The sequence below is a fragment of the Hymenobacter siberiensis genome (assembly GCF_018967865.2).
In the GTDB taxonomy this organism is placed as follows: Bacteria; Bacteroidota; Bacteroidia; order Cytophagales; family Hymenobacteraceae; genus Hymenobacter; species Hymenobacter siberiensis.
Window position 1 is genome coordinate 468784 of record NZ_JAHLZY020000001.1, and the last position, 12225, is coordinate 481008.

10 protein-coding genes and 1 pseudogene are annotated in these 12225 nt (G+C 62.7%); 5 read left to right on the forward strand and 6 right to left on the reverse strand.

Annotated elements, in window-relative coordinates; all coding sequences use genetic code 11:
• Window positions 1-64: 64 nt before the first annotated feature.
• Both KQ659_RS21720 and KQ659_RS02005 read left to right on the forward strand, forming a co-directional pair.
• Window positions 65-112, forward strand: a pseudogene (locus KQ659_RS21720) (hypothetical protein); the annotation flags it as partial.
• 55 nt (window positions 113-167) lie between these two features.
• A complete protein-coding gene (locus KQ659_RS02005) occupies window positions 168-326 on the forward strand; it encodes a hypothetical protein (RefSeq protein ID WP_226929800.1) in 159 nt (52 codons plus the stop codon).
• A gap of 208 nt (window positions 327-534) precedes the next feature.
• On the opposite strand, the gene KQ659_RS02010 is transcribed toward KQ659_RS02005, so the two are convergent.
• The 4 genes from KQ659_RS02010 to KQ659_RS02025 form a co-directional block, all read right to left on the reverse strand.
• Window positions 535-2196, reverse strand: a complete 1662-nt coding sequence (locus tag KQ659_RS02010; protein ID WP_216679027.1) for an MFS transporter — start codon at window positions 2194-2196, stop codon at window positions 535-537.
• A gap of 208 nt (window positions 2197-2404) precedes the next feature.
• On the reverse strand, window positions 2405-3442 hold the full coding sequence (locus KQ659_RS02015) for a LacI family DNA-binding transcriptional regulator (protein WP_216679026.1): 1038 nt from the start codon (window positions 3440-3442) through the stop codon (window positions 2405-2407).
• A gap of 305 nt (window positions 3443-3747) precedes the next feature.
• A complete protein-coding gene (locus KQ659_RS02020) occupies window positions 3748-4356 on the reverse strand; it encodes a pentapeptide repeat-containing protein (RefSeq protein WP_216690373.1) in 609 nt (202 codons plus the stop codon).
• Between the two features lie 178 nt (window positions 4357-4534).
• Window positions 4535-6625, reverse strand: a complete 2091-nt coding sequence (locus KQ659_RS02025) for an ExeM/NucH family extracellular endonuclease (protein ID WP_216690372.1) — start codon at window positions 6623-6625, stop codon at window positions 4535-4537.
• Between the two features lie 469 nt (window positions 6626-7094).
• On the opposite strand from KQ659_RS02025, the gene KQ659_RS02030 reads away from it, so the two are divergent.
• Together KQ659_RS02030 and KQ659_RS02035 are read left to right on the forward strand one after the other, a co-directional pair.
• Entirely contained in the window at window positions 7095-8159 is a 1065-nt protein-coding gene (locus tag KQ659_RS02030) for a Gfo/Idh/MocA family protein (RefSeq protein WP_226929801.1), read from the forward strand.
• Between the two features lie 189 nt (window positions 8160-8348).
• The gene (locus KQ659_RS02035) at window positions 8349-8765 is read left to right on the forward strand and encodes a hypothetical protein (RefSeq protein ID WP_216679023.1); all 417 of its coding nucleotides are present in this window, start codon (window positions 8349-8351) and stop codon (window positions 8763-8765) included.
• Window positions 8766-8817: 52 nt separating this feature from the next.
• Here the strand turns inward: KQ659_RS02035 and lysA are convergent, their stop codons facing one another.
• Complete coding sequence (lysA, locus tag KQ659_RS02040) at window positions 8818-10053, reverse strand: diaminopimelate decarboxylase (protein ID WP_216679022.1); 1236 nt, start codon at window positions 10051-10053, stop codon at window positions 8818-8820.
• Window positions 10054-10101: 48 nt separating this feature from the next.
• Here lysA and KQ659_RS02045 point away from each other — a divergent pair, with 48 nt between their 5' ends.
• Window positions 10102-10644 (forward strand): DinB family protein, encoded by a 543-nt coding sequence (locus KQ659_RS02045; protein ID WP_216679021.1) that lies wholly within the window; start codon window positions 10102-10104, stop codon window positions 10642-10644.
• Between the two features lie 80 nt (window positions 10645-10724).
• Here KQ659_RS02045 and KQ659_RS02050 read toward each other — a convergent pair whose 3' ends face one another.
• Complete coding sequence (locus KQ659_RS02050; RefSeq protein ID WP_216685472.1) at window positions 10725-11816, reverse strand: NADH:flavin oxidoreductase/NADH oxidase; 1092 nt, start codon at window positions 11814-11816, stop codon at window positions 10725-10727.
• Window positions 11817-12225: the final 409 nt, after the last annotated feature.

Genomic DNA, 12225 nt, shown 5'->3' on the forward strand with positions numbered 1-12225 from the left:
CCGCATCACCATTCACCCGGCCATCTGCGAAGGGCAGCCCACCGTGCGCGGGCTGCGCTACCCCGTGTGGCAAGTGCTTGATTGGCTGGCTTCCGGGTTGAGTGCTGACGAAATTCAGGCCGCTCATCCCGCACTGGAGCCGGAGGATTTCCGGGCCTGCCTGGCTTTTGCCGCTGGCCGCCTCAAGCCCCCTAGGCCGGGTAGCCGAAGCGCCGCAGGACGAAAAAACGGAGCAGTGGCTGCTGGGGCGGCAGGGCCAGTGGCTGGCCGAGCAGGAGTTTCTGAAGCAGCTCTGGGAGCGTAGTCCGGCCATTAATCCGGCGTAGCGCGGCTGCGGGCCCGGAGGGGTTGGCCGCCGCCGGTGCCAATACCCCGCCAGTCTGGGGCCGCGAAACCGCCTTAGAGCAGTTCCTTACTTAGTGTGCAGTTTTTAAACAACTCCGAAGTTAAAAGTTGAGCGTTAAAAGTTAAAAACTTGTCCTCTTAACTTTTAACGCTCAACTTTTAACTAGAGAAATATACCGTAAAACCGCATTAGCGCTGGCTTTCCAGCGTGGCTATGGGCGTGGCTACTTCCACATTGGAGGTGGCGGGGAAGGCCAGCAGGTGCGTCACGCGGGGTGCGTCGGGGCCGGAGTGCAGGCGGCGCACGGCGGCTTCCACCACTTGGTCTTCGCGGGTGAAGCGGTGGTACTGGCGCTGGTGCTCGCCCCAGGTGGCCACGTAAAAGAACTCGGAAATGCGCGTGGGGTGGGCCACATCGGCAAATACGCCGGCGCGCAAGGCCCCATCGCGCAGGCGCAGGCGCTTGAGCTGGGCGGCGGCCGCGTGGAAGGCGCCCCAATTGGCCGGCTCGACGTGGTACTCGATGGTAACCATCACGGGGCCACTGTCGGGGTCGATGGCATCCTCGTCCACGGTGTGCGGGCGGTCATCGGCGGGGTCCAGGTTCAGGCCCTCGGCCGAGCGCATGGGGAAGGGCACGGCCAGCAGGGTGCTGGCCAGCATCCAGCCGGCGGCGGTCAGCAGCGAGGTGCGGAGCGAAAGATGGTCGGCCAGCTCGCCCCAAACCAGGCTGCCCACCGATAAGCCGGCCTGAAACACCAGCATGTACACGCTGATAACCCGGGCCTGCACCCAGCGGGGCACGCTCAGCTGCACGGTGGTGCTGAAGCTGGTCATCACCAGCAGCCAGGCAATGCCCGACACGAACATCACCGCGTATAGAATAAAAATCTGATTGACCAGCGCCAGCGCCACGTTAGTGCCCACGAAAGCCAGCACGCCCAGTAGCACCCGCTGGTTGAAATTGAGCCGCGAGCCGGCCCGGCCCATCAGCAAGGCCCCCGTTACGGCCCCCGCGCCCAGCCACGAGAGCATCACGCCGTAGTGTCCCGAGCTGAGGTGCAGCCGCCGCGCCACCACCACCGACACCAGGCCCCACATGGCCGCCGCCCCAAACGAAAACGCAAACGTGCGTGCCAACACCCCATAAATGGCCGGCGAATACTGCACGTAGCGCATGCCGGCCCGCAGTGCCCCAATAAAGTTCTCGGCCGGCCCACTGGTTACGGTGGGCTGGCGCTTCCAGAAATATACCACCGCCCAGGTGCCCAGAAACGACACCCCGTTCAGCAAAAACACCCAGCCCGACGAATAATACGCGATAATGGCCCCGCCAATGGCCGGCCCAATGGCCCGCGCAATGTTGTTGCTCACCCCGTTCAGGGTGATGACCGACCCCAGCGCCGGGCGCGGCACCAGCTCCGTGGCAATGGCCTGCCAGATGGGCGCATTGAGCGCCGCGCCCATGCCCAGCAAAAACGTGAAGCCCAGCACTCCATAGGCCGAAATGCCGTTATTCAACGTGAGCACGCCCAGCCCCGTGGCCACCATCGCCATAAAGCCCTGCGTGAGGAGCAGCAGCCGGCGGCGGTCCACCAAATCGGCCATCACGCCGGCCGGCATGCTCAGCAGAAAGGCCGGCAGCGAGGTGGCCGTCTGCATCAGGGCCACCAGTAGGGCCGAGGTGGTGAGGGTGGTCACAAACCACACGCCGGCCACGTTCTGCATCCAGGTGCCCACGTTGCTCACCAGCCCCGCAATCCAGATGGCCCGGAACAGGGCGTACATGAACGGGGTCCAGAGCGTGACTTGGGCGGGGGGAGCAGGGGACGTAGCGACGGAATCAGACATCTGGCGGCAAGGGTATTTCGCCATTGATAACAGCGAAGCAGCACAAATGACTTCCTACGGCTTTCGACGAGGAAAGGAGAAATACAGGCTGTCATGCAGAGGGCAGCGAAGCATCTTTACCGCAGTCACTCATCTTTTCAATTGAGTTGCGTTGAGCAGTAAAGATGCTTTGCTGCCCTCTGCATGACGGCCTTTTGACTTTTGTTTGCTACCGCCGTTTCTGCGACGACTCGCGTACCAGCAGCTTGGGCTTGAGCACAATGGGCTTGGGCGGGCCGGTGCGGTTGGGGCCGCTTTTCAGCATTTTTTGCAGCAGCTGCACCGCCGTTTTGCCCATTTGCTCGCAGCGCTGGTCCACGCTGCTGAGCATGGGCTCGGTGAGGGACGTGAACATCTCGTTGCTGAAACCCACGATGGCTACGTCTTCGGGCACGCGCAGGCGCTGCGCTTTCACTACTTGCAGGGCGCCCACGGCGGCCATGTCGTTGCTCGAAAATACGCCGTCCGGGCGCTGGGGCAGCTTCAGGAGCTGGCGCATGGCCTGGGCCCCGTTCTTCTGGTTCAGTTCGAAGCAGGCAATCAGGTTATCGTCCACGGGCAGGCCGTGGGCCGTGAGGGCGTCGCGGTAGCCCTGGTGGCGGTTTTTGTGGATGCTCAGGCGCAGTGGGCCGGTGAAGTGCGCGATGCGCGTGCAGCCCTGCTCGATAAGGTGCGTCACGACCTGATAAGCGCCCTGGTAGTCGTCAATCACCACGGCGCTCACGTTGCTGCCCTGGAAATCCTCCACCATGCGGTCGAAAAATACCAGCGGGATGTTCTGCTGGCGCACCGCCTCGAAGTGGCCGAAGCTCTGCGTAGTGTTGGCCAGCGAAACCAGGATGCCCTCGACCTGCGAGTTCATCAGCAGGTCGATGTTCTTCTGTTCCTGCTGGGCGTCCTCGTTCGACTGGCAAATCATCACGTTGAAGCCCAGCTTGGCGGCCTCGGTGGCGATGCCGTGCACCACCTGCGGGAAAAAGTGCCCCGTGATGTGCGGCACCAGCACGCCCAGCGTGTTGCTGCGGCCCCGGCGCAGGGCGGCGGCCAGCTGATTGGGCTGATAGTGCATCTCCTCGGCCAGCTGGCGCACGCGGGCCTTGGTGGCCTCGCTCACGTCGTCGTGGTCGGAGAGGGCGCGGGAAATAGTGGAAGGCGAGAGGCCTAGCGTTTTAGCCAGGTCGGTAATGGAAGCGCGGCGATTGGCCATCTGGTCGTTGTAGCGAAGTGAGAAAATACCCGCGCGCTGGCAAGTGCGGCCAGCGGCGACGGATTCTGGCCCGGCCGAAAACGAGGGCCGCAGGGCCCAACCGTACTGCGGCGCGGGGTGCTGACAAGTAACCGAAAGTAGGGAGCTCGTCTGGTCGTCAGGCGGTGGCTTTCGGGCAGAGATGGGAATTCGAACGCAATTTACTAGCCGAAATCGAAACCGGAAGTTTGGTCAACAGGGAAAGCCGGTTTTCTGGCTAAAAAGGGGGGCTTTTGCGAATTCTCCGGCGGTGTCTGACCCGGGCTTTACTCCACCACCAGATTGTACTTGGCTACCACGCCCAGCAGGCCGCTCAGCGTGAAATGCGCCCCGGTGATGACGTTGCTTTCGGGGTCGATGACGAAGCCGGTGGCACTGCGGAAATCCGCCTCGGCCAGCCGCGTGTTCTGGAACGTGGCCCCGGTCAGCGCGCAGCCCTGGAACACGGCCGCCGAAAGGTCGGTATCGGCAAAATCGGCTTCTTCCAGCGTGCAGCCCACGAAGCGCGTGCCCGGCATCACGCGCCCCGCAAACGAGGCGTAGCGCAGCTGGCACTGGTCGAAATGCACCCCGAACAGCATGTCGCGGCAGGCCGTGAACTGCAGGCCCAGCAGCTTGCAATCGGCAAAAGCCACGTTTTGCAGAGCCGTACCCGCCAGCTTGGCCGAGCTCAGGTTGCAGTGCTCAAAGAGGCAGTCGGTGAACCGCAGCCGGCTGAAATCGGCCCCGCTGAAATCGCAGCTCACGAAGTGGAACTCATCGAACTCGGTATGGCCCAGCAGGTGGCGGGCATCCCAGCGCTCGGCCACGTTTTCGGCGGGGAAATGGGTGGGCTTGCGGAGGACGGTGGGCTTGCGGCGGGGCTTAATGGCCATCGGAATGGGGGTTTCTATCTATCAGACAAAAAACATCGTGCGAACAAAGCAGAACGTCATGCCGAGCGGAGCCGAGGCATCTCGCGTGCAGCAGTAAACCCAAACGCCGGGGTTACTACCACAAGCGAGATGCCTCGCGGCTCCGCTCGGCATGACGTTATTCTAGCTCAACGTAAAGCTACAGTTTCACCACGCGCTGCACTTGGCTGAAACCGGTGCCGCTCAGGCGCAGTACGTAGGTGCCGGCCGCCAGCCGCGCCGTGCGCGGCCCAATTGCAGCCTGCAGTTCCTCGGCCGTGCCGTGCAGCGCGAGCAGTTGCTGGCCCAGTACCGATATCACTTCCAGCGTCATCGGCTGCGCCGCGAAGCCGCTGAGGCGGAGGTTGAACGCGCCGGGCGCGGGGTTGGGGAAAATGTCGATTTGCCCACCCGTGGTGGCCCGGCCGGTGGCCGTGACGGTGGTGCGGAAATACAGTCCGATGAGCACCGGGTCGTGGTCGGAAGAGCGGAAGGGGCTGGTGATGTCGGTGGCCGCGCCGGCTATGCTATACTCCAGAAACTCGGGCTCGCTGGCATTGATGTGCCACTTTTCCACGGCCGCGTGGCTCACCAGGTTGTCGCTGAGCACGGCGTGGTCGAGGCTGCCACTCAGGCCGTTGAATAGGTAGGAGGCGCTGCTGGCGGGGCTGGGCAGCACGAAGCCGGCGGCCCGCATAATGTCCATCGGGTCTTCCTCGTAGTTGGCGTTGTAGTCGCCCACGCTCACCACGTAGCGCGTGCCGGCGGGCTTCACCACGGTGTTGATGAATTGCACCAGGCCCGTGGCCTGGCTCTTGCGGCGCGGGTTGGAGGCACCCTGGCCGTCGCCCTGGTCGGCGTTGGTCCCGGTGCCGCTGGCTTTCGACTTGAGGTGGTTGACGACGAGCGCAAACGTGTCGCGGGCGGCCGTGGCGCGGTTGGTAATGAAAATCTGGGCCAGCGGCGGGCGCTCAAAAATGCCGGTTGTCGTTACCAGCAGGGCCGGGCCGTAGAGCGTTACCGCCGCCGGTTTGTAGAGGATAACGCAGTGAATGAGGTCGGTATCGTTGGGCTGGGCGTTGGCGCCGCCATCGTTCACGAAGGCGTAGGTGCCCGCGCCCATGAGCTGGTTGAGGCCGTTCACCAGGTCCTGCACGGCCGAGTTGGCCCCGGTGCCGTCGTTCTCCACCTCCATCAGGCCCAGCACGTCGGCATTCATCTGGGACAGGGCCACGAGAATTTTGCTGCGCTGGCGCTGGAAGTCGGCCAGCGTTTTGGCCCCGCGCGAGGTGGGGAAGCCCGCCCCCAGGCCGTCGCCGTTGAAGAAATTGAGCACGTTCATACTGGCGATTTTCACGTCAGTCGGCCCGAAGGTGGGCACCGGCGGGCGCACCGAAATCACGGCCGGCGCGTCGGCCCCGTCCAGGGGCTGGATGCGCCACTTGCTGCTGCCGTAGCCCATGATGCCGCGCAGGCTGGCCACGGTGCTACCCACCCGCGTGGTTTGGGTGGCCGCGTCGAGGTAGGGGATGGGGGTGGGGTTGGTGGTGGCGCGGCCGTCGTCCAGCAGCAGGCTTTTGTTCACGTTGTCGGCCTGGTAGGCGTTCACGGCGGGCACGTTGCTGGTGCCGCTGCTGCTGGTGCCGCTGGCGGGGTTGTCGTTGGGGTCCACGAACTGTGTGGGCTGGTACACGAGGCCGCGCAGGGAAATATTCAGCTCGCCGCGCGATTTCAGCGCGGCTACGTCCGACACCGTAATTGGGGCCGAAAACTGCACCCGCATGCCTTCCAGCGGCTCGGCGTCGGCCATCGAGAACGTGGCGTTGTCGATGATGGAGAAGGCGGGCTGGGCACTGCTGGCTGCCAGCACCGTGATGGTGGGCGAGGTGAGCACGGCCTGGTTGAACGACGGGGAGGCGGGGCCTTCCTGCACCGCGCCGGTAATGCGCAGGCGGTTGCCCACGGCCACCGTGGGGCTGGTTTGCACCACAAACAGGGCATCGGAAGTGGTGGGGTTGCCGTCGGCGCTGGCCGCGTCGTTCTGTATGTAGAAGCCGGCTGGGCTCAGGTCGGCGTACACGCTCGTCACCACGCCCTCAATGGTATAGGTGCCCGTCGTGGCCACCGCCCCGGTGCCCTGGATGGTGCCAATGGACGTGACGGCCGTTTGGGCCTGCGCTAGGGCCGGAACCAGACTACCGGCGGCTAAGGCAACAATAATGGGAAAAAACGAGCGAGTAAAGTCCTTCATCAGCAAGTTAAAAAGTGAGTAAACCCAATGCGGGGCTAAATATACTAGGGTTTTATTGGTTGGAAATACTTGCGTAAAACCGGGACAATAAGCCCAGCCGCACGGTGGCACGGTGCAGCTTTAGTCCCGGCCGGGCACGTAAGCAACCCTGCTGATACCCAATCCCCGCCTTTCCCTGCCCCAACCCCATGTTCCAGGAAAACACTGCTTTCAATACCGCCTTCAGTGCCGAAGTCGAAAACGGCTACGACGAGTCGCGCCGTCATTTTATCAACCACGCCGGGCGGGGCCTGCTGGCCGTGGGTGTGGCCAGCAGGCACCGCCCATCGCCGCCTCCGAAGCCCACCAAGCCGCCGAAGCTGCCGCCGCGCCCGCTACCGGCCCGCTCGATATCAAGCTGCCGCTCCTCGAAGCGCCCACCGACCCCAAAGGGGCCGAACCCTTCAACCCCGACGCGCCCGACCGCCGCGTGGGCTACGCGCTGGTGGGTCTGGGACGCCTCACGCTCAATGAGATACTGCCCGCCTTCGGCAAAAGCAAGCACGCCCGGCCGGTAGCGCTGGTGAGTGGCGACGCCGACAAAATGGCCAAGGTGGCCAAGCAGTATGGCATTAAACCAAGCAGCTGCTACTCGTATCAGACCTACGATAAGCTCAAGGACAACCCCGAAGTGGAGATGATTTACATTGTGCTGCCCAACTCCATGCACCACGAATTTACGCTGCGCGGGGCCAAGGCCGGCAAGCATATTCTTTGCGAAAAGCCGATGGCCAACTCCGTGAAAGAGTGCGAGGAAATGATTGAGGCCTGCAAAAAAGCCGGCAAAAAACTTACGATTGCCTACCGCATTCAGTGCGAGCCCCTGAACCGGGCGGCCATGAAACAGGTGCGCGCCAAAACCTACGGCGCCACCAAGATGCTGCAGATGATGAACACCCAGAACCAGGCCCACGACCAGCAGTGGCGGCACAAAAAGGCGCTGGCCGGCGGCGGCTCGCTCCCCGACGTGGGCCTGTACTGCCTCAACACCACGCGCTTCCTGCTGGGCGAGGAGCCCACCGAGGTTTCGGCCCAGATTTACAGCACGCCGGGCGACGACCAGTTCAAGGAAATTGAAGAGAACGTGAGCTTCACGCTGCGCTTTCCCAGCGGCGCCATTTCGCAGTGCATGACGGGCTACGGCTCTTTCAACAACAAGAGCTACACGGTGTATGCCGAAACCGGCAGCATCAAAATGGACCCTGCATTTCCCTACCACGGCCTGCACCAGGAGCGCATTCACGCCCCCGATGGCCAGCAGGTTAAGGAAACGACCAACGACCCGCAGAAAGACCAGTTTGCCCTCGAAATGGACCACATGGCCGAGTGCGTGCGCCAGAACAAAACGCCCTGCACCCCCGGCGAGGAAGGCCTGCAGGACCAGCGCATCATGGAAGCCATCTACCTGTCGGCCAAAGAGAACCGGCCCGTGCAACTGCCCGCCGTGGCGAAGCTGGACGCTTTCCGGGGCGCAGCACCGAAGGATGAAGCATAGCCCGGCGCCCTGATGCCGCATCCGGCTTTGGGCAGTAGGTGCGGGCATCTCAATAAAAAATCGCCCAAAGAATAACCCCGGCCGGGGTTATTTGGTTAGGACACGCGGGCGTTGGCCCGGAACCAGGCTTTTGGGCCGGAGGCCGGGTCAATGCCATTGGTTTTGATTCTTAAGTTGATGTCGTCGCCTGTGTCCCGTTCCCTTTATTTTGAAAACAGCGCCGGGCGCATTTGGGAAGAAGCCTCGGGCTATCTGCGGCTCGATTACAAAGCCGGCCCGCGTGATATTGTGCAGTTTCGGGCCATTCTAACCCACCTCATGCAGGCCATGAGCCGCCACCGCTGGTCGCGCGCCATGATTGACCAGCGCCTGATGTCGCCCTATACCTCCATCGAGCAAACCTGGATGAGTGAGGAATGGCTGCCCCGCGCCGTGCACGAGCACGGCTACCGCTACGGCGCCGCCCTGGTGGCGCAGGATGTGTTCGCCCGCCTCGCCATGAATCAGTTTGTGCTGTCCAACCGCAGCCTGCCCCACACCTACCGCTCCTTTGAAACCGAAGAAACGGCCTTGGCCTGGCTGGAGTCGATGAGCGGTCAGCACTAGATAAACTGGTTGGAGCGGTGGGCGCTGGCCGCAGGCTAAGGACAGCGTATGGTTACTCGGCCTGCGCCGGCACTCCGGCCACTACGTCAATCTGCCCGGCAAGTAGGTCCTCAAACGTCTGGCGCTTGCGAATCAGGCGGAGCTCGCCGCTGGCGTCCAGTAGTACTTCGGCGGGGCGGGTGCGCGAGTTGAAGCTGCTGCTCATCTCGAAGCCGTAGGCCCCGGCGTTGTGGAAGGCCAGCAGGTCGTTTTCGTGGATTTCGGGCAGCAGCCGGTCCCAGGCGAAGGTATCCGTCTCGCAGATATTGCCCACCACGGTATAGAGCCGCCCCGTGCCGGTGGGGTTGGTCAGGTTGCTGATGTGGTGGTAGCTGTCGTAGAACATGGGCCGAATCAGGTGGTTGAAGCCCGAGTTCACGCCCGCGAACACCGTGGCAGTGGTTTGCTTCACCACGGCCACGCTCACCAGCAGGGAGCCGGCTTCGCTCACCAGGTACTTGCCGGGCTCGAACCAGCATTCCAGCGGGCGGCCATATTCTTTCTCGAAGGTTTTGAAGGCTTCGGCCACCTGCACGCCCAGCGTGGTCACGTCGGTTTCGGGGTCGCCGGGCTTGTAGGGCACTTTGAAGCCCGAGCCGAGGTCCAGAAAATCCAGGTCGGGGAAGCGGCCGGCGGCGTCGAACAGGATTTCGAGCGAGCGCAGGAACACGCCCACGTCCTTGATTTCGGAGCCCGTGTGCATGTGCAGGCCGCGTACGTGCAGGCCAGTGCCCTTCACCACGCGCTCCAGGTGCCGCAGCTGATGGATGCTGATGCCAAACTTGGAGTCGATGTGGCCGGTTTGAATCTTGTAGTTGCCGCCCGCCTCAATATGCGGGTTCAGGCGTACGCACACCGGATACGAGCCGCCAAACGTGGCCCCGAACCGCTCCAGTAGTGAGATATTATCAATGTTGAGATTCACGCCCAAGTCCTTGGCTTCCACCAGTTCCTCAAACGTCACGCTGTTGGGCGTAAACAGAATGTTCTCCGGTGCGAAGCCCACATGCAGCCCCAGTCGTACTTCGTTGATGCTCACGCAGTCCAGTCCCGAGCCCAGGCTGTGGATGTGGCGTAGAATGGCTACGTTGCTCAGCGCCTTGCAAGCGTAGAAAAAACGGGTTTTATGGCCCGCAAAGGCTTTAACCAGTTTTTTGTACTGCCCCGTGATGGTGGCCGCATTATACACGTAAAGAGGGGTGCCGAACTGGTCGGCCGCAGCGCGCAGCGCATCGTTAATACCTGACATAATTACAAAAGTACGGCCTAAGCAGCCGCTCCGAATACGGTACAACCAATGAGTAGCCTAACGTTCCCGTCCCCGCCGCCGCTTGCAACCCGCGAAGTATGGCTACGCGGCCCACTTCCCGCCGTGCCGCCGCTGCTTCAGCCCGTGGCTCACGCCCTGCTGCAAGCCCGCGAAGAGCTGACTAAGGCGCTGCGCGGCTTCCCGCCCGCGCTGCTCAACGAGCGGCCCGGCGGTGTGGCCTCCGTGGGCTTCCACCTCCAGCACCTGGCCGGCGTGCTCGACCGCACCTTCACCTACGCCCGCGCCGAGGCGCTCTCGGAAAGCCAGCTGGCTGCCTTGGCCGCTGAAAATCCGCCGCTGGCCATTGAATCTGATATGGTGCAGACGCTGGTGCAGCGCTTCGACGCGCAGGTTGATAGCGCCCTGGCGCAGCTTCGCAGCACCGACGAGGCTACGTTGTCAGAAACACGCGGCGTGGGCCGGGCGCAGCTGCCGTCCACCGTCGTGGGCCTGCTGGTGCATGCGGCTGAGCACACCACGCGCCACCTGGGCCAGCTGCTGGTAACGGCGAAGTGGGTGCAAAGCACGTAGCGCGGACTTTTAGTCCGCGAGTCCACAGCATTGAAAAAAATGTGAATGGCTGGAACCCGCGGACTAAAAGTCCGTGCTACTTACCGCTGTCCAGCTGCCGAAGCCACGCGCGGCTTAGCGCGCTCATACTGTGCCGGCCACACCACCTCCGCGCCCAAATCCTGCGCCGCGAAGAGCGGGAAATACGGCTCGCGCAGGAACTCGCGGGCCAGCAGCACAAGGTCGGCCTGGCCGCTGGCCACAATGGCTTCGGCCTCGGCCGGCGTGGTGATGAGGCCTACCGCGCCGGTCAGCATCCCGGTTTCTTCCTTAATGCGCTCGGCAAACTGCACCTGGTAGCCGGGCCCTACGGGAATGGGCGCTTTGGGCACGTTGCCGCCCGTGGAGCAGTCAATCAGGTCCACGCCGCGCGTTTTGAGCAGGGCCGACAGCTGCACCGATTCGTCGGCGTTCCAGCCGCCTTCGGTCCAGTCCGTCACGGAGAGGCGCACGATTAGGGGCAGGTCTTCGGGCCATACCTCGCGGGTGGCGGCCACTACTTCCAGCAGCAGCCGGACGCGGTTTTCGAAGGTGCCGCCATAGGCATCGGTGCGCTGGTTGCTCAGCGGCGACAGAAACTCGTGCAGTAGGTAGCCGTGGGCTGCATGCAGTTCAATCACCTTGAAGCCTGCCGTGAGTGCCCGTTGGGCGGCGGCGCGGAAATCGGCAATCACCTTCTGAATACCGGCCGCGTCGAGGGCCGTGGGCACCGGATAATTGTCGTTGAACGCGGTGTCGCTGGGGCCGACTACCGGCCAGCCGCCATCGCTTTCGGGCACCACGCCCTCGCCCGACCACGGCCGGTAGGTGCTGGCCTTGCGGCCGGCGTGGGCCAGCTGCACGCCGGGCACGCTGCCCTGCGCCGTGATGAAGGCGTTGATGCGCTGGAGCATGGGCACGTGCTCATCTTTCCAGATGCCGAGGTCTTCGGGGCTGATGCGGCCCTCGGGCGATACGGCGGTGGCTTCCTGAATAATGAGGCTGGCTCCGCCCACGGCACGGCTGCCCAGGTGCACGAGGTGCCAGTCGTTGGCCAGGCCGTCTTCGGCGCTGTATTGGCACATGGGCGATACCACAATGCGGTTTTTTAGGACAACGCCGCGCAGGGCGAGGGGTTCAAATAGCTTAACCATGGAATAAATACTAGAGGAGATGCGAAGCTGGGTAAACCGGATTTGGGGCGTTTGGGTTATGGTGGTACTTTGATGGAGAAACCCAGCACGACGATTCCATTTGCTTTTCCCAAATCCGGCCTTACCTTGCAGCTGTAAACGCCTTAACCATGTTCCAGACGCGCTACTTTTTTGGCTATTATACCTTCTACGCCACCGCGTAGAACGAGCCGCCGTTTGTAGCTAACTCCCACAAACTTCTCCAGCGCCGCTCGTTCTTCGGGAGGTGCTTTTTTAATGCCCGGTTTTTCGATGACCACCCTGCACCACGTCTTTTTTACCTATTGCTATTACTTCTTCTATCTGAAGAAGCCGGCCCTTTGTTGCCAGTGTTAACCACCACACTGCCTGCCAACAAACTCAGGGCCAT